The sequence below is a fragment of the Candidatus Manganitrophus morganii genome, assembly GCA_021651055.1.
Classification (GTDB): Bacteria; Nitrospirota; Nitrospiria; order SBBL01; family Manganitrophaceae; genus Manganitrophus; species Manganitrophus morganii.
Genome location: JAJHOH010000001.1, coordinates 159378 through 178057, shown reverse-complemented (window position 1 = coordinate 178057; position 18680 = coordinate 159378). Strand labels below are relative to the sequence as shown.

Sequence of the window (18680 nt, the reverse complement as noted above, 5' to 3'; positions counted from 1 at the left end):
ATTTTAAGACATATGATAGGCTAGTTATCGGGGTGGTATAATACCGATTTGGTCTTGAATTATATGCCCACCAAAGTCAAATGATGATCGGAATTAACAAAAATAATTTAATATAAACAAGATCTTCAGCGAAGTTTATTGCATATTGGCAGAAAGTTATTTCTGACCAAAAAATAACTACCAAACAGAGGCATGATGCTTACTCCTGGGAAAAACACTTGAGTAGACGAATATCCCACTACCTGCCATATATTATTTCTATCCTGTTCGTTTTATCTCCAATATTAAGAAACAAGTGTTATTCCGAAGAATTACCTCTCCATACTTTTGAAAAAGGAGTTGAAGCGCTTCAAAAAGGGGACCTTAAAGCAGCGGAAGAGATTTTTCGTGCAGTTTTGAAAGGTGATCCTGAAAATCCATTCGTTTATTTTAATTTAGGGAGTATTTTCGCTGCGACACGACGAATAGACCTGGCTTTGACGGTACTGAATCGAGCTGTTGAATTAAAGCCGGACCTCGTTGCTGCCCATATTCGTCTCGCTGAAATTTATGAGAGTCAGGGAAATCTTGAAGAAGCTCTGAGAGAGTATGAAGAGGCATATCTTTATCTCACGGACAGTTCTCCTCTTCAAGAAACGACTATCTTAGCTCGTCTTGAAAATATAGAGAAGACGATTCACTTCAGGGAAAATTGGGACCGTGGAATAAACTTTTTTCGGAACGGAAACTATCAAGCGGCGGAGAATGCTTTTCGAACCGTTCTTACAGTTCAGGCCAACAATGCTCTCGCACACTATTGGCTTGGAACTGTATTAGGCGTACAAAATCGTTTCGATGAGGCAATTGAAAGTTTCAAGGCATCACTGCGGCTAAGACCGAACATGACCGACTCCAGAATTCGGCTCGCAGAACTTCACGAATTGAAGGGAGATCTTTTAGAAGCGAGAGTGGAAGTGGAAAGGGCTCTCTTCTTTATAGAAGACCGGGATGGTCCTGAAGTGCAGTCTCTTGAGGAAAAATTAAATGCGATTGAAGATCAGCTTGAGGTAAAAACATACATCGACCAGGCCCTTATACAAGCCGATAACAATAATATTGATGGCGCTATTTCAACATTGCAATCGTTGTTTAAGATTAATCCCAATCAGGCATTAGCTTATTTCAATCTTGGAAATCTATGGGCTCGAAAGAATCGGATTGATCTTGCAGAAACGTCTTTTAAGAGGGCAATTGAGATACAGCCGAACTATTCGGAGGCCCATCAGCGCCTCGGCCAAATTTATGAAATGGTCGGATATTTCAATCGTGCAAAAACGGAATATCAAAAAGCCCAGACGCCCTTGCAGAGGAACGATCGGCACCGAACGGAATTGGATCACTTCGTTGCAAGGGTTGAGCAACAGATAAAGTTTGCGGATGAATCCGCCCGTGAACTTTATGAAGAAAGTCAAAAGCTGCTCCAAGAAGGAAAAGCTGAAGAGGCGATTACAAAATTAGAACAAGCAATCTCCATTCGTCCCGAAGATTCAGATCTGCACTATAAACTCGGTCATCTCTATCGGCAAAATGGAAAAATAGATTTGGCGATTAATGAGATGTTAGGGGTTCTCGAGTTCAATCCGGGGCATGTACAAGCTCGTCAACAACTTGGGGCGATGTATCATGAAAAAGGATATCTTTATCAAGCTTTAAAAATGTTAAAAGACGTCGGTGCGCTCCTCGTCTCAGACGAAACAAGATTACATCTTCAGAGTCTTGCAGAAAAGCTTTCTAAAATCGAATCGGAAACGGTTCTTCTTGTCAGAAAGGCGGAGGAAGAATCCGCGGGCGGAAAATGGACAGCTGCAACTGAAACGCTGAAGCGGGCATTGTCAATCGCGCCTGATGATATCCGGATAAGACTAAAGTTGGCCCTTCTTTATATAAAATTAGGTAGTACAACAGAAGCATACAGAGAGTTGAACAGCATATCGTTACAGGATCCGTCAACAGGGGAGGAACAATATCATCTTGGCCTTCTCTATTTTTCGGCCGGTCAATGGGAAGATGCCAAACGAGCGTATGATCTGGCATTAAAGGCAAAAGCATTGCCTGAAGAGCTCCGCCCGAAGATTCAAACCGAGTTGGAACGGGTGAAGCGAAAGATCAAAAATGAGATTGAAGCAAGACGGTATTTCAATCGCGGGAATCGATATATGAACGAGCAGGATTATCGCAGTGCGATTGAATCGTTTGAAAAGGTGGTTCTTTTTTATCCTTCGGATGTCGCCGGTTTATATTTTATCGGTTCATCGTACGAAAGCCTTGGAGAGGATGATCAAGCAAGCAGATATTATAAAAAGGTTTTGGAAATAAATCCCATCAACATCCAGGCGAATCAAAGACTGTCTTTCCTTTACGAAAAAGAGGGGAGAATTGAGAAAGCCATTCAAACATACCGCAATACATTGGAGTTTTTAGGAGAGGGGGACTCTCCGGATGTGCTCTGGACGAGAGGGCGGCTCTCTCCTCTTGAAAAGCGATATACGATTAATCTAAGCCAGGTTATTTTAGGTTATGACAGTAATCCAAGCGGTGCATCAAATGAGGGGGGGGATATCTCTTCGTCTCTTGGGCTCACATTTAATTATTACCTTAAAAAAGACAGACGTTTACAAATACCGATCGGATTCAGCACCCAGAATACTGTTTTTTTTAGAACGAATACGGTCTTTAGCAGCGAGACCTTTTCAATTTCCGCAACCAGGTTTCAAGATCCTTATTCTTTATCTTTTGAATATAACTTTTATTTGGGTATCGCCAGGGGAGGACCGACCAGCAGAGGACAAACCAGTATTCTGAGCATTTACAGAAGGGGCCATACACCTTCGGTATTGGGATTTGTCTACAGCTATGATGATTTTTATTCATATGCTCGGGAGAGCAACGATGCTGTCCGTCATAGAATTAGAATAAGCGCTGTTCAGAACTGGAAGCTTAATAGCCTCAATGCCTCATATAGCTATTTTGATAATGATACCAATCTGAGTGACCAAGCCTATCAGTCTCACGGAGTCGGGGTCTCGTATAGCCGGCCATTTCTAGAAAATGCTGCGAGGGGAAGTATTTCTTATAACCTGGAGATGAAAGAATTCAAGAACCCTGATTCTTTTCTAGGAAGTTCTGCCTTTCGGAGAAATTTTCTCCACTCATTTACCCTAACCGCTCTCTATTTCCTTCAGGAGAGCTTATCCCTCGGACTCAGTTATACCGACCTAAGGAATCAATCGAACCTTCCAGCTGCCGTTTTTGTAACTGCGGAACAAAGACTATCGGGACAAGCAGAATCCTTAGGAAGCTTCAGGGAGAAGATATATAATTTATTTATGAACTGGTCTTTTTAAAACTAATATAAATCAATGACTTGCGTAATTGACAGTGATTCACTCGTCTGGTAATTTTGAAATAGTATTGGGAAAAAAATGCCAGGTTTGTATATACAAATAATAAGTAGCCACAAAACAGCATATCGTTTCCTGCGTGTGCTGAGCGTTTCCCTCCAATGGCTTGCGTTTATTTTCATCCTATCTCGAGGAATTGTATTCGGACAAGATGTCGAGGACATCTTCCCCAGCATTAAAACTCCGGAACAAAATGAGAAGCCTACTACCCCTCCACCCGCACCTGAAAAAGGGGGACAAGATCGCATAGAAAAACCGGCCGCGCCGCCATCCCCTCTCTTGAATCGGCTTTTAGAGAAAATAAGCGATGATCTAACCTGGGGGGGGTATCTTCGAAATGAGACCGCATTTCGGTATGTTTCCCCGACCGGTTTTGACAAAATCCTCAACATCCTTCATCTGGAGGGACGTTACCGTCTGGCTCCCAAGGTCCAACTTGCTGGACGACTCCGTGCATTTTACGACGCCGTCTACGACGTGGAAAGCATCGATGTGATTAGCCCGAGAAAGGGCCCAGACACGATCCTCGTCGACAATGTAACAGAGCCCGATCAGGTCAGCGGGCTAGACCCGAATAATGTTCGAGATGTTCATATCGTCAAGTCTCGTATTGAATTAAAAGAGCTTTATCTCGACATCAACTTTCAAAATTTCGATCTTCGTATCGGTCGACAGATCGTCCGTTGGGGGGTTGTTGAAGGGGCTCGCGTCACAGACGAGATTAATCCGCTCGATTTTTATGAGTTGATCCTCAGAGATATTGATGATCGATACATTCCTCTCTTTATGATCAAAGGGGATCTCTACCTGGGATCCAATACATTTGAAGGGATTATTATCCCGGAGGTTCGGGGTCACCGTCCGGCTCCCAAGGGAACAGAGTGGGAGCAATTCAGACTGCTCCCAAACCTTGAAAAGCCGGGGCAACCTTATGAAGATTTTCCAAATAACATCGACAACACGGAAATCGCCTTAAAATACACCCGTGTTTTCTCCGGTTTCGAACTCTCAGCAAGCTACTTCTACACCTGGGACGATTTTCCTTCCTCTTTCCGGTCTATTGCCGGTTCAGGGGAATTCGCCCTTGCCCCGACTGTGGACTTTGTCCCTAAATATAACCGTCTTCATATTTATGGGACGACCTATTCAAAAACCTTTTCGGGTTTTGTATTTAATGCGGAGGCGGCCTACGTCGATGGAAAAGTGTTTGGCGCTCGGTTTGGAGATGGATTATCGGTTCAGCAAGGGGAGATCCAAAAGAATTATGTGAAATATGCGGTCGGATTCGACCTCTATATTTTAGGAATGGATGTTTCTCCCGCCGCGATCCAACAATACATTATCGACTATGATCAGAACATTATTCAGGACAAGGTAGATACGGTCGGGGCCGTTTTTATTCGCAAAGAATTTATTCACAATCTTTGGACGGGTAATCTACTCGTTCTTTACTTTTTTAACGACGAGGACTGGCTGATTCGGCCCCGAACATTTTATAACATCACCGATCGTCTCCGTGTCTCCTTCGGAGTCGATCTCTTCGAAGGAAAAATCGGAACCGGTCTCCCGGGAGAATTCCACTTTGTTGGATTTTTCGATAACAACGACCGAATTTTTTGGGATATCACCTATAGCTTCTAATGCTTATGCGTACGCTCGTTACATGGTTTATCATTTTTATAGCCCTTGCTTTTGTCGGTTGTAATTCGCAAACCTTCCCCGGCGGGCCCGGATCGACCGGTATTCGTGATGTTCCCTTCTCAGAGACCTATCTTTTCGACTTCAAAACGGGCGCCGGTCCGATTTCCCGAGGCAATCCCGACGGCAATCTTCAAATTATCTCTGCCGCCGATCTCTTAACCCTCCTTGCAGCGGCTCAGGACCAGCAGTTACTCGGTCTCGGAACAGTGAGCGGACTCGTGCTTTTCAATGGAAGCCCTGTTCAAGACATTGCGTTAAAAGTGACTGATGCAGATGGGAATCTTCTGGCGATTCGGATGGAAGGGAAAAAGGTGGGGAATAATCTTGTGCTTCCGGATGGGTTCATCTGCCCCGCAGAGAATATTTCGTTTGATAATATCTGCATCAAGGGAAGCGTTTACTACAACAGTCCGGGAGGGGTTCCCGATTTCTCGAATAACAGGGGGACTTCCGTCGCCGGGACATACACAATTTTCAACCTTCCTCCGGGAGAAGTCTATTTGTGGGCATCGCGGGGAGGAAGAGGCAATGCCCGTATCAAAGTCTTTGCCAATAAAATCTCCGTCGGAAAGCTTCAAGTTATTCCGATCGCCATTTCGACCGTCGGCGTCACCGGAAGCGTGATTGAGGCGAAGGATGAATCGACAGCCGTCCCTGAGGCAACCGTTTCTGTCTTGGGGACTACGGATTCGGGATTAACGACCACCAGCGATGCAAACGGCCTTTATTCATTTATCTCCATCGGGACCAATGGTAATTACCTCTTAAATGTAAGTAAATCGGGTTATTGGGATTCATACCACTCTCTGAACACAACTCCTTTCCAAGCAGCGACTAATATTCAAGATGTTACAAAAACCGTATCAACTTATTCGAACAGCTACATTGCCGAGATTGCCTCTGAGGGAGGAGTTCCGGTCGATCCTGGTAAAGGGATTATCACCGGACGAGTGACCGGAGGGGATGGAACGCCGCAACATTGTGCCAAACTCTCTGTTAGGGACGCGGCTGGAAATGACCTTTCTGCATCCGGCGCAGTGATTGTTTATGTCGATGGGTCTCGCGGCAGTTGTGAGGTTACAACCGATACGAATCAAACCTCTACGAATGGACTTTTCTTTATTTATAACGTTCCGCCCGGAGAAATATTTGTAAGCTATTTCACAAAAGTGACCCTTGGATCGGGAGGGGCCACCAGCAGCTCCAGCGGCGGAATGATCGTTCCCTCTTTTCCGGGGGTGGTATTTGTACAAAACATCACGAACTCGGGAACAAATACCGCTCAAGACCTCTCCGGAAGCATCATCGATGGAGCGAGCTCAGCCTCGGTATCCGGGGCACAATTGACCTTCTTGGGGATAACCTCCCAAATATACTCAAGTGATTCGGCGGGCGACTATGAAGTTCTAGATGATACGCTCATCGGCGGAAGAGCATACCGGGCCAAAATATCAGAGGCCGGGCATGCCGACACCTATGAAATCTTCACCATGACCGATACAGAGACAAAACAAAATTTTATCATTAGCCCGCCTTCCACCACGACGAATCCTGCTCTGGGAGAAATCTACACACTCTTAATCGATCAGGGAACGGGTCAGACGGCTGAGAATGTGACCCTGAGGATTACTGATCTCAATGGAAGTCCAGTCGCAGGAGGGGAAATCACCTCATCCGACGGCATTTTCCGTATTCCCAATGTGCCTCCCGGGATGGTGAATCTCTCTGTCATCTCTGGGGAAGACTCCGGTAATGCGACTCTTTATGTCTATCCAAACGGGGTGACCTATTTCGAATTCGTCATGACAAAAGTCATCCCGTCACGGGTAACTGTCTCAGGGACAATAAAGGATTTAGCAGGCGCCTCCGTCGTCGGGTCTCAATTGAGGGCCGTTGGCAGGAGTGATGTCATCTCGGCGGATGGTAATGGCGATTATCAGGGAACCTTGGAATCTTTTGGCCGGTTTATCATCGAGACGGAAAAAGATGGTTCCTACGACACCTATAATTTTTTCCCTCGCACCGGGGTACTCAACTCAAAGAATCTCGATCTTTTCTCCATCTCTCGTGCACAGATCGGTGACACGGCAACCCAAGCAGGAATCGCACAGAGCGGCGCCAACGGGTTGATTGTCGGGACGACGATTCGTAGCAGTTTTTCCCAAGAGATTTCTTCGACAGCGCTTGGAGCGGGCCCTCACGCCGCCGCGCTTGGGTTTTTTAATCAAGATGCCATTCTGGACATCGCAATTACAAATCCGGGAACGCCTGGAACAGTGACCGTGCTTTTTGGATCGGAAAGTGTGGACGGCGGCTTCGGTAATCCTAGCGTCGTTACCGATGGAATTGAAGATAATCCGTCGGCGATCGCAGTGGCGGATTTTGATGGAAATGGAAGCGCGGATTTGGTCATTACAAATCGGGACGACGATTCGATCACTGTCCTCAGGGGAGATAAGAACGGGAACTTCGTTGCTGTAGACGAACCCATCGTTGACGCCGAGCAGCAGGAAATAAACCCCCACCCGCTGAGTGCCCCTATTGCGGTGGTTGCAGGTTTTTTTGATTCAGACACTTTTGCCGATATCGCTGTTGTGAATGAAGGAGATAACTCCGTGATTGTCTTGTTGGGCAACGGGAACGGCACTTTCCACCCCATTGTCCAGAATACCAGCATCGTTCAAAATGGGGTCGAAAACGCACCGAAGGCGATTATCGCCGGCGATTTCAACCAGGACCAGCGGATGGATATGGCCATTTCTAATTCAGGAAGCGGAACGATCACCGTTTTGCTGGGAAGCACCGATGGCACTTTCCAACCATTGAGCGACCCAAACAGCGGTTCACCGATCTCCGTCTCGGTCGGAAGCGGCAGTCAACCCGAGTCGATGGCGTTAGTGGATCTTAACTCCGACGCCCGTTTGGATTTGGCTGTTATCGACAAAAACACAGATGTCCTAACAATCTTCATCGGGAATACCAGCGGAGGGTTCGATCGATTAGCCGACGCAAATCAGAACTTCGTACCGTCCATCGCAATAGGAAATAATCCTTCCTCTATCAGCGTCGGGGAGTTCAACGGGGATGGGCGGGCGGATTTGGCCATCACGCGTCAAGCGGATAATTCTGTTTTGGTCCTATTTGGGAACGGGGACGGGACATTCACTCTTTCCGACCCGATTGCACTCGGGGCGCCGTTGACAACGCCAGAGAAAATCTTACTATCGGATCAGGACAGGGACGGTCTTTTTGATCTTGTCGTTGTTGGCTCTCATATTGCGACCTTATTGGGACGTGAGAATCCGGTCGGCGGTATTTCGCTTGAAGCAAGGGATATGAATGGGGCAAGGGTCGGAGAGGTTCGCTACCTGGATAGTGCGGGGCAAATTGATGAGAGTCTGAGCGCGACCTCGGCCGGGGTTGGATTTAACGGTGGATTTATTATCTTTAACGTTCCGCCCGGATTGGTTGTTGTCCGTGCGATTAATGGGGGAGTGGGGAATAACATCCTCGATTCGATTCCGGATGCAGTTTCTTATACGAAGCTTCGGGCGCTTTCATTGTTGCCCTCTGTGGTGTCGATTAACGGGGTTACCTATGATCCTGTGGGACCGCCGCCCGCCGGTGTTCCCGTCGGAGCGGTCAATATCCAGGTGTTGGGAATGGATGTGCAAACAAAATCGGATGCGAACTCCGGGAGTTATTCATTCGATATCGATGCAAACGGAGAATATATCGTAAGATTGTGTTGGGACCTTCCCGGTCAACCCTGCCAATAAGGGCTTATTGCCTCCTTTCATTATAAAACTCCCTTATATTTGTCGACCGTTTTAGCTTAATTTCTTCTTGACATTTCTCCTCTTAGTGCTATTATATTTTTAAAAGTAGCATGGTATAGATAAGGTTATACTTATCGTATCACCTAGATCGACAGATGAAATCGGAGGAATTGATGTCTTGTGACGAGTTCTATCATCGCCATTACCATAAAAAGGTCACTCACACGCATGCTCATTCAGACGATACGCATCATCACCACACCCACCCTGAAGGGTTCAATGGCCATGATCATCATGAAGCGGCATCCTCTGGTGATCCTAACCATCTCCATGAACATACCCATGAGGCAGCAGAGCACCAACATTCTTCAGAACACGATTTGCTTCATTCATGCGATTCTTTAGAAGAAAAGAATCCGTTGAATGGAAAAAAAAGGCATGCAATGCATGATAGAGAACCAATACAAACAGAGGAGGAATAAATGTCCCAATTTCCAAAAAAAGAGAGGATGTGTCGCTCTCTGTCTGTGTGGAAGATCTTCTTGGTTGTTCTGATGCTCGGCGTTTTTATTTCTAAGGCGCCCTCTGCAGAAGCCCACACCAAAGGGGTCAGCTTAAGCCGTTATGGATTGGTCGATGTCTCCTGGACGGCAAACATCGTCTATGGGGCCTTTACCAATTATGACGAGGGGGTGAATCCAGTCAAGCTGGGCGACCGGCAATTTGAGGGCTTGTCCGTGACCAGCTTCGATCTGGCCTTCTCTCAGGATTGTTTTATTCTCTATGCCAACCTTCCGTGTAAGTGGGCGCTCTTTACGGCATTTGCACAGGATGAGGCTGCAATTGAAGAGGCATTTATCCTTTTTCATAAATTGCCTTTTTCCCTTCAGGCGAAAACTGGAATCTTTCGAGTCAATTTTATGAAGTTAAACCAGTATCACGACCATGAATGGGCCTTTGCCGATCCTCCTTTGATCTCGACCTTCTTCCTTGGCGTCGATGGGGTTCATAATGTCGGACTTGAGTTCAATTGGCAACCGCCAACGCCGGTCTTCATGGAGCTATCGGCTGCTCTCATGCGAGGTCCGGTCGGAAACTTCGACCGCACCTTCCCTGGTGAATGGGATGAGGTGGCGGGGGATGTTAGCGCCAATGAGTTTATTTTCTTTAGCCGGGCAACGACCTTCTTTGATCTGACCCTCAATTCCAACCTGGAGTTCGGAGCCTCTTTTGCGACGGGAAAGAATAAGAGCAACACAATGGACTTTGCTGATCCTGGCTTTAATCCGCTCGCAATCGACGCAGGTTTGGGCGACCGAACCATCCTCTACGGCGCCGATTTTACGTATCAATGGAAGCCGGCTCCATACAGCCCGTATGTTCGATGGACAACCGAGTATTTGGCAGGGAAACGGGAAAATCCGGTCGTATTGGCGCTCGACCGTTCCACCCGCGCCCCTGGGGTCGATCTTGAAAGCCAGGTTGTAAGTACGGTCATGGAGGATGATACAATCGGCGGTATGTATACGGAACTAGCTTATCGATTCTCTTACTATTGGGAGGTCGATGGCCGCTTTGATTATGTCGGTATTCCGAGGGGGCACGAAGACCGACAGGCCCGTTATACCGCCAGTCTCCGGTATTACATCAACCCTGTCAGCCGGATCAGCTTCCAATATAATCATACCGATCAATCCGGCGCGGATGAAGACTATGACGTTTTTTATGTCCAATTCAATATCGGCGGCGGAACGGTTACGCCGGGGTTGGGCAAGTTTTACAATCTATTCTAGTAAAGGAGTATCGGCATGAAAAAGACCATTTTGGGAATCTTCGCTTTAATCTTTTTGGGAGCCGCTCCGTCTTGGGCAAAGCTGAATATCGTGACCAGCTTTCCCCAGGATGCCGCGATTGTGAAAGCGATTGCACAGGATAAAGCCGACGTCAAGAGTCTCACGCTGGCGTCCCAGGACCCCCACGCCATCCAGCTGAAGCCGAATCTCGCGGTGATGCTCAATCGGGCGGATCTTCTAATCGTCAATGGTCAAGATATGGAGCTCGCCTGGCTTCCGACCGCGCTGACAAATGCCAGAAATTCTGAAATACTGGAAGGAGCGCCGGGCTATCTGAATCCGTCGGAGGGGGTCGAGCTCATTCCTTACTCCCCGGAAGAATTGTTGAGCACCCCCTTTTTCACAACCAATATTATCGCCGGAACGCAGTCGGCGGGGGGAGGGCAGGTATCGGTCGTTCGGGGGAATCACCACTATTGGCTCGATCCTGCGAACGGTCTGATTGTGGCCCAGAACATTGCCAATAAATTGGCCGAAATTGATCCGAGCAATGCGGACTTCTACCAAACGAATTTAACCCAATTTCAGAGTGCCCTGAAAGAGCGGATCGCAAAGTGGGATGCGATGATGGAGCCGTTCAAAGGGACCCCCCTGGTGAGTTACCATCGGGATTGGATTTACCTGATCAAACGTCATGGCTTAAAACACGCCGGCTACATTGAGCCGCGTGAGACCATTCCGCCCAGTGCCGCGGAGATGGCTTCCCTGATTCAGAAGATGAAAGCTCAAAAAATTCCTTTGATCGTCACCTCCCCGTGGCAGAATCTTCGTATTCCGAAAGAAGTCGCAAAGCAAACCGGCGCAACCCATCTCGTTCTTCCCTCGTCTGTGGGGGAGGATGTCGGCGTGAAAGACTACTTCGACCTCTTTGAGGTGGTCTATGGTAAACTCACGGACACGTTGAAGGGTATTCAATGAGTTCAAACCGGATAAAATGAATGCAGGTTTCAGCGAAAGATTTAACAATCGGCTATCGACGCACCCCGATTCTCTCGGAAATTAACGTCTCAATTGATCGGGGGGATTTCTGGGGGATCGTCGGGCCGAACGGGGCCGGTAAGACCACCCTGGTTAAGACGCTTTTGGGGATTATTCCTCCCTTGAGCGGGGTGGTGGAGCGGGCGCCGGGGGTTCGGTTCGGTTATGTTCCCCAGCGAGGCGTCATCGATGATATCTTCCCGGTGACTGTCCGTGATGTGGTTCTAATGGGGCGATATCCATTTCTTGGATTGCCGGGACGGCTGGAGAAGAAAGATCACGATCTTGCTGCACATTTCATCGAAAAGGTCGGGATGACGTCTCAGGTAAACAAACCGTATCGGGCGCTCTCAGGAGGACAGAAGCAACGAACACTCATCGCCCGTGCGCTTGCAGGCGAGCCTGATATTTTGGTGTTGGATGAGCCGACCGATGGGATGGACATTGCCGGGGAGAGCACCATTATGCAGCTCCTCCTCGACCTTCACAAAGAGGCGAGGTTATCGTTGGTGATGATCACCCATATGCTTAATCTGATCTCGAATTATGCGCATAAGCTGATTATCATCCACCGTGAGAATCAGACGGTGAAAATCGGCGACACGGAGACGTTGCTGACGAACGCCACGCTCAAAGAGATCTATCAGCTCGATATCGACGCGCATCTCCTCCACGGACATAAGTATTTCTTCGTCCATCGCCACAGCGATCACGACCATCCCGATCGGAAGGGGGATCACGAACATGGCGGGCAGGGGGATCACGAACATGCTTGAGTCAATCCCGATCATCGGCAGACTTCTTCTGGCGGAAAACGGCGGAATGACCTTTTGGGAGGCCCTCCCCATCCTTCAGAGCGGAGTCGTCGCCTCGATCATGGTCGCCCTGTTGGCCGGATATCTCGGCATCTATGTGATCTTAAAACGGATCGTCTTCGTCTCGGCAGCGCTCTCCCAGATCTCCTCACTTGGGATTGCCTTCTTCTTTCTCGGAAGTGCTCTTCTGGGGAGCGGGGCTGCTTCCGCCGGGTTGCTTCCGGCGGAAGAGGGGATCGTGAACGGGCCGCTTCTCTCCTCGCTCTTCTTCGGTTGTGTAACCGCCTCAATTCTGGCGGTACAGGTCGGGGAGAAGAAGCTGACGCGGGAGAGCATCCTCGGCATCGGATATGCCTTACCGGCGGGACTCGTTTTTCTGATCCTCGATAAGCTGGCGGCCGAGACCCACGATATTGAGAATATTCTCTTCGGAAATGTCATCTTCGTCCCGGAGCGTCATCTCTGGCTGCTTGCCGGGACACTCGTCGGAGTCTTTTCGATTCACTTTCTGCTCTATAAGCGTTTTGTTTATATCTCTTTTGACCCGGAGACGGCGCAGGCGACCGGGTCGAATGTCCGCTTGCTGAACCAGGTTCTTTTCGTTACCTTGGCATTTACGATCTCGGTCTCGATCGCGGCGATCGGCGCCCTTCCGGTTTTCTCGTTCCTGGTCATGCCGGCTGCCTCGGCGTTGATGCTGACTGATCGTTTGAAGATCGCATTTTCGCTGTCGATGATCTTCGGCGTTCTTTCGGCGGCGATTGGATTTTATCTCTCATTTGTTTACTCGTTGCCGACCGGCCCGGCAATGCTTGGAGCGGCTGGATTCTTTTTGATCCCTGGGATCATCAAGAGGGTATTGGGACGATGATGTTTGTGTGGAAGGATGAACAATCGATGTCGACTGACCAACGAAAAGCTTCGATAAGTTCTGACTCGAAAATAGAAGGTACGGCGCTCTGCTCTCAAGGCCGATGCCCTTTTTGTAAATATCAGATCCATGTCCTGGAGGAAGGGACCTCTGCGGTGATCAAGGCGGCGGTCATTAAGACCGACCTCCAGGCGAAGAGAACCTTTGCAAAGTGTCCCAAGTGTAAACATTGGTTAATTGTGCCGTTGCAATATCATCCGGACCGCGCGGTCGGAACATGAAGTAAATTTGATTTGCGTTAGTTAAATCGAGCCAGGCAAAGAAGTCGTTTAAGACAAAAAAGCCGCAACGAGGAGAATGAGTGTTCTCCCGTTGCGGCTTTTTCTTTTGCTATGTCGTGTGATCAGTATTTCGAGCGGTGTCTTCAGAATAAGTTCGATACTGTTTTCCAATCAGAAAATAAGAAGCCGTCTCACGAAGAAGTTTCGGCGGAAGGCCCCCCCTGGCCAGCATCACCGGGGCGTTGAAAGGAGCTTACCATGTTTGATCTCTATCTTAAAGGCGGGATCTGGATGCACCCGATCCTTCTCGCTTCGATCGTGGCGGTCACCCTCATCCTGGAGCGGGGATGGTTTTTTTTGAGGATCTCCGCATCCCCTTATTCTTTGTTCGACCACCTGAAAGATCACCTCTCACGAGGCGATATCAAGGGAGCGCGGAGCGCGGCCGAGCAGATTCGCGGGCCGATCGGTGCCGTTTTGAAGGAGGGCCTCTCCGCTCCGGAAGAGGAGATCGAGATCATCCAGGAGTCGATGTCGATTCGGGGCGAGGAGATGTTGCAAAGCGCCAACCGGGGAATTCCGGCGCTGGCCCTAATCGCATCCATCTCCACCATGCTCGGATTGCTCGGCACGGTTGTGGGGATGGTCGAGACGTTTCAACAGGTGGCGGAGATGAAGGAAAGCGTCTCCCCGGCCCTCCTCGCGTCGGGGATCTGGACCGCGCTCATCACCACCGTGGGGGGGCTTCTGGTGGCCATTCCGACCCTCATCGCCCATCACTATCTTAAATCGAGGGTGTCTCATCTTCGTTTCCAGTTGGAACATTATGGAAGCGAGCTCCTTCTCCTCCTGAAGAAATACCGCTTCCAGGAAATTAAGGAGAAGGAGAGGGTGAGAGAGGCCGTGATCGGCTTAACAACACCGAACGGCAGATAAGGAGGGGGCATGTTTCGTCTCAAGAGATCCGGAGAGGAGGAAGCGGCGACGGGAATCGACATGACGCCGATGATCGATATGGTTTTTCAACTTCTTATCTTCTTCATGCTCACATCCATCATCGCTGCTCGACCGGTCCTCGACCTGGTTCTCCCTCAGGCCGATCAGGCGAAACCGAAAGAGGAGAAGGAAGAGATCCATCTCCTCCTCCGTAAAGGAGGGGAGATCTTCATCGACGAGGCGCCGGTCACCCGGCAAGATTTGCCGGAGGTTTTGAAGGATCGGATCGAAGCGGGGAAGACGAAGACCCTTTTCCTCTCGGCGGATCGGCAAGTTCAATTTCATCATTTCGTCGATCTGTTGGATTTAGCCAAGGGGTTGGGGGTGCCCGATTTGGCGATCGTCACCCGTTCGGCGGATGGAGAATCGGAGTGAGTCCATCGACCGTCGCGGCCACTTTGGTTTCGATCTTGCTCCATGCGGCGTTCTTTTGGATTCGTCCGTCTGCGCCAGAAAAGATCGCCACGCCGCCGGCTCAGACTATTCGGATTCAGATCGCCGCTGCCACGGCCTCTACCCCTCCGAAGAAAAGGGTTGAGGCGCCTCTAAGCCGGGTCGAAAAAAAAGCAATTCCTCCAAAAGAAAAACCAAAACGGAACCCCCCTCTTCCAGAGCCGATTCCGGTTAAGGAAGTTGAGCCCGACGCGCCTCCAGAGGAGATGCCGGCTCTCCAGGAACCCCCTGTTGCCATAACGCCTGAGGTCCCGGCGGTGGAAGTGGCGGAAGCGCTGCCGGTTTCGGAGGAGCCGACTGTGGTGGATGTGGAGCCGGTCTCCGAAATCGAACCGCTCCCGATGCAACCGATTCACCTTACCCCATCGCCAGGAATGCCCGATGATGGCCTCGGTCCTTTTAGGAAAGCATTGTTAAAACAGATCGCGGGCCACCGGCTCTATCCAAAGCGGGCGCGAGATCGTGGGATTGAAGGAATGGTTTATGTTCAGTTTACGATCGACCCGAAAGGCCGTGTGCACGAGGTGGAGATCCTTCCTCCCGCGGAGGCGCATCCCTTACTGGTACAGGCGGCGATGGAGACAATCCGCAAGGCATCGCCCCTCCCTCCCGTCCCGGATTTTCTGAAGGGGCAGGACCGGATCGTCATCATTCTCGGCATGCGGTTCGAATTGAAATAAAGAGGTGTAACGATGAATCCCTATTTCACGGTCATTCAACACGAGCTGGCGCAGGCGCGGGCCAGCCGCCGTTTCTGGCTTCTCTTGATGACCGCGACCCTCCTCATTTTTCTAGCGGTGGCGCAGGGAAGCCTTCTCTATCAGCGACAGACTGCCGAACGAGTGAAGTTGGAGCAATCGGCCCAGGCGGAGTGGGTTTCTCAAGAAGCGAAGCGTCCCCATGTGGCGCATCACTTCGGCAAGTGGGTCGTCAAGCCGCTCTCGCCCCTCTCGATCTTTGACCGAGGGGTGGAAGACTACTTGGGACAGCAGATCGTCCTCGACGCGCACAACAGCAGCGACCCGGTCGGGAGCAACGCCGAGGAAGATCCGCTTCTGGCCCAGATCGGCGCGTTCGATCTCGCCTTCGTCACCGCCTTTCTTCTCCCGCTCATGGTGATCTTTTTAACCTATGACGCCGTCTGCGGGGAGAAGGAACGGGGGACCCTCCGGATGGTCCTTTCTCATCCGATCTCCAGAAAATCGTTTCTTCTCGGTAAGTGGAGCGCGAACGGCCTGATCATTCTCATCGCGTTCGGGATCCCCCTCGCTGCCGGCATACTCATCGCGCCGATCATCTTCAGTATCGATTTTCACGCCGACGAGCTTCTCCGTCTTCTCGCTCTTCTCGGCGCCTCGTTGGCATATCTTCTCTTTTTCGCTTTTTGCGCGATGTGGGTTTCATCGATCACCCCCCGGCCCGCAACCGCTTTGGGATACCTGTTTGTCATCTGGGTCACGGCGGTCTTTTTTCTCCCGAAGATGTCGGTATTCATCGCGGAGCAGGTCCATGCCTTGCCCGATCCGGTTCTCCTACACCGGGAACAGGCGGAGATCCGGGAGGCCCGGCAGGAGTGGCGGAATGTCCGGTTCAATGAGGTCGTGCAGGAGCTTCGGAAGAAATTCCCCGAGATCCCGGAAGACTTCGCGTTTACCGCGATGACGCAGAGCGAACGGGCGCCGGCCGACTGGCGGGTCGACCCGACCGGCGTCATGGCGATGGAGTCCAATGCCCAGTTGAATGCGCTGCGGCGGAAAGCGATCGACAAGGTCAAAGGACAATACGAGCGGCAGGAGCGTTTGGCCATGCGGACGGCGCTGGTTTCTCCCACCACTTCGTTTTTGAACGTCTCGATGGCCCTCGCCGGAACCGATCCGGCGCGTCATCGGCATTTCAAGGAACAGGTCGATGAATTTTTTATCACGCTGGGGTCTTTTTTCAACGACCTCTGGGGCAAGAATGTCCAGACGTTCAACGACTGGGAGGGGGTTCCGAGTTTTCAATACCGGGAAGAGCCGCCCACGGCGGTATGGAGCCGGTTTATCGGATGGTTCTTCATCTTGACGATCTTCTGTGTCGTTGCGGCGGTCGGATCGATCTTGCAGCTCAACCGCTACGATGTCCGATAGGAGAATGGGATGGAAAAGAAATCGACATTTGGGTCTCTGCTCAGCCATGAGTTGGACATGCATCGCTCCAATCCGGCCCATCGCCTCATTACCGGTCTGATGATGGCGATCATCGTTCTGGCGATCTACCGGGGCGGGGAGATCTTTCATCACCGGTCGGAGAGCATCCGGGAGGCGGAAGAGGCGGCCCGCGCAGAGTGGGCTAAATTTAAACCGGAGCAATGGCTGTCGGCGGGGGTCGGCTCGGGAAAATGGATTTACCAGCAACCGCTTCCATCGAGCATATTGATGGATGGCATTTCTCGAAATCAAACGGCGGGATTGCGTGTCCGGGTCGGATTGGCGCCGGCCCATCGGACCGAGCTGACCGATGGCCAACAGGCCTGGAATCCACAGGTCAGCCGATTCGGATCGCTCGATCTCGGCTTTGTTTTGACCGTCCTGGCCCCCCTTTGGGCGATCTTGCTGACCTTTGACGCCGTCTCGGGAGAAAAGGAGAGGGGAACCCTGAGATTGCTTTTCAGCTATCCGGTCTCCCGGAGAAGCTTCTTGAATGCAAAGGCGGTCGGATTTCTAATCTGGATGGCCGCGCCGATCTCGATTGCTCTTTTGATCGGGATTGCGACCAGCGCCGTCGGCGGGCATTTCCAGAACGGCTTTATCGCGCCTTCACGATTGGCGTTGTTCGCGGTAACCGCTTTTCTCTATCTCGCGTTTTGGGGGATGGCCGGTCTCTGGGCCTCCGCGCGGAGCATCGATTCCCGGCGAAGCTTGATGCTCCTCCTCCTGATTTGGGTGGTTTTCACATTTTTTATTCCTCGGATCGCGATGATCGTCGGCGATCAGCTTCACCCTCGGGCGACGAAGATGGAGATCGATATCGCCAAACGGGCGCTTCTGGTCGAGGCGCGGCGTATTCTCGATCAGGACCATCACGGCAATCCCCCCGCCTCCTGGATGGAGGAGCGGGTTCTCGTTGCAGGAAAAGCCCTTCCGAAAGAGGCCGAAATCGACCGGGCCTTTGCCATGGAGCGGGAGGCCGCGCTTCGAACGAAGACCGGTTTGGCAAGTCTCTCTCCGATGGCGATGGCCAGCTTCGCATTGATGGATCTGGCCGGGACCGGGGAGCGCCGTTACCGGGACTTTATCGAGCAGGTCGAGACATTCCGATATGAGCTTTCAAGATATTACGCTTCGGTCGCCCGTCAGGAGCCGAAAGAAGTGAAGGCGATCTTCGCAGGCATCCCCGGTTTTCAATATCGGGAGGAGTCTCTGGCGGAGGTGGTGGGTCGGACCTGGCCCAAGATGTTCTGGCTGGCGCTTCTGTCAGGGGTGGCTTATGCGGCCGCCGTCCGAGGGATCCGCCGGTACGATATGCGTTAAT

13 protein-coding genes are annotated in these 18680 nt (G+C 50.6%); all 13 read left to right on the top strand.

Annotated elements, in window-relative coordinates; all coding sequences use genetic code 11:
* Positions 1-218 precede the first annotated feature (218 nt).
* Positions 219-3383 carry a tetratricopeptide repeat protein gene (locus MCM46_00755; GenBank protein ID MCG3110324.1) on the top strand — a complete coding sequence of 1055 codons (3165 nt, stop codon included), beginning with the start codon at positions 219-221 and terminating at the stop codon, positions 3381-3383.
* Positions 3384-3719: 336 nt separating this feature from the next.
* Positions 3720-5081 carry a hypothetical protein gene (locus tag MCM46_00750; GenBank protein MCG3110323.1) on the top strand — a complete coding sequence of 454 codons (1362 nt, stop codon included), beginning with the start codon at positions 3720-3722 and terminating at the stop codon, positions 5079-5081.
* Between the two features lie 5 nt (positions 5082-5086).
* The gene (locus MCM46_00745; protein ID MCG3110322.1) at positions 5087-8920 is read left to right on the top strand and encodes an FG-GAP-like repeat-containing protein; all 3834 of its coding nucleotides are present in this window, start codon (positions 5087-5089) and stop codon (positions 8918-8920) included.
* Between the two features lie 173 nt (positions 8921-9093).
* Positions 9094-9402, top strand: coding sequence for a hypothetical protein (locus MCM46_00740; protein MCG3110321.1), 309 nt, complete (start codon positions 9094-9096; stop codon positions 9400-9402).
* A gap of 60 nt (positions 9403-9462) precedes the next feature.
* Positions 9463-10713: a capsule assembly Wzi family protein gene (locus MCM46_00735; protein ID MCG3110320.1), complete on the top strand. Its 1251-nt coding sequence runs from the start codon at positions 9463-9465 to the stop codon at positions 10711-10713.
* 15 nt (positions 10714-10728) lie between these two features.
* Complete coding sequence (locus MCM46_00730; GenBank protein ID MCG3110319.1) at positions 10729-11691, top strand: metal ABC transporter substrate-binding protein; 963 nt, start codon at positions 10729-10731, stop codon at positions 11689-11691.
* A 20-nt stretch (positions 11692-11711) separates the two neighbouring features.
* The gene (locus MCM46_00725; GenBank protein ID MCG3110318.1) at positions 11712-12527 is read left to right on the top strand and encodes a metal ABC transporter ATP-binding protein; all 816 of its coding nucleotides are present in this window, start codon (positions 11712-11714) and stop codon (positions 12525-12527) included.
* Entirely contained in the window at positions 12520-13437 is a 918-nt protein-coding gene (locus tag MCM46_00720; protein ID MCG3110317.1) for a metal ABC transporter permease, read from the top strand. The genes MCM46_00725 and MCM46_00720 overlap by 8 nt, the downstream gene beginning before the upstream one ends.
* 539 nt (positions 13438-13976) lie before the next feature.
* Positions 13977-14654, top strand: coding sequence for a MotA/TolQ/ExbB proton channel family protein (locus MCM46_00715; GenBank protein ID MCG3110316.1), 678 nt, complete (start codon positions 13977-13979; stop codon positions 14652-14654).
* 9 nt (positions 14655-14663) lie between these two features.
* Positions 14664-15089: a biopolymer transporter ExbD gene (locus tag MCM46_00710; GenBank protein ID MCG3110315.1), complete on the top strand. Its 426-nt coding sequence runs from the start codon at positions 14664-14666 to the stop codon at positions 15087-15089.
* Positions 15086-15847, top strand: coding sequence for a TonB family protein (locus tag MCM46_00705; protein MCG3110314.1), 762 nt, complete (start codon positions 15086-15088; stop codon positions 15845-15847). Before MCM46_00710 ends, MCM46_00705 begins: the two co-directional genes overlap by 4 nt.
* 12 nt (positions 15848-15859) lie before the next feature.
* A complete protein-coding gene (locus MCM46_00700; GenBank protein ID MCG3110313.1) occupies positions 15860-17296 on the top strand; it encodes an ABC transporter permease subunit in 1437 nt (478 codons plus the stop codon).
* A 9-nt stretch (positions 17297-17305) separates the two neighbouring features.
* Positions 17306-18679: an ABC transporter permease subunit gene (locus tag MCM46_00695; protein MCG3110312.1), complete on the top strand. Its 1374-nt coding sequence runs from the start codon at positions 17306-17308 to the stop codon at positions 18677-18679.
* Position 18680: the final 1 nt, after the last annotated feature.

Coding starts and splice junctions, on each gene's coding strand:
- MCM46_00740 (MCG3110321.1), top strand. CDS start 9,094: ATGTCTTGTGACGAGTTCTATCATCGCCATTACCATAAAAAGGTCACT.
- MCM46_00730 (MCG3110319.1), top strand. CDS start 10,729: ATGAAAAAGACCATTTTGGGAATCTTCGCTTTAATCTTTTTGGGAGCC.
- MCM46_00745 (MCG3110322.1), top strand. CDS start 5,087: ATGCGTACGCTCGTTACATGGTTTATCATTTTTATAGCCCTTGCTTTT.
- MCM46_00710 (MCG3110315.1), top strand. CDS start 14,664: ATGTTTCGTCTCAAGAGATCCGGAGAGGAGGAAGCGGCGACGGGAATC.
- MCM46_00715 (MCG3110316.1), top strand. CDS start 13,977: ATGTTTGATCTCTATCTTAAAGGCGGGATCTGGATGCACCCGATCCTT.
- MCM46_00700 (MCG3110313.1), top strand. CDS start 15,860: ATGAATCCCTATTTCACGGTCATTCAACACGAGCTGGCGCAGGCGCGG.
- MCM46_00695 (MCG3110312.1), top strand. CDS start 17,306: ATGGAAAAGAAATCGACATTTGGGTCTCTGCTCAGCCATGAGTTGGAC.
- MCM46_00725 (MCG3110318.1), top strand. CDS start 11,712: ATGCAGGTTTCAGCGAAAGATTTAACAATCGGCTATCGACGCACCCCG.
- MCM46_00720 (MCG3110317.1), top strand. CDS start 12,520: ATGCTTGAGTCAATCCCGATCATCGGCAGACTTCTTCTGGCGGAAAAC.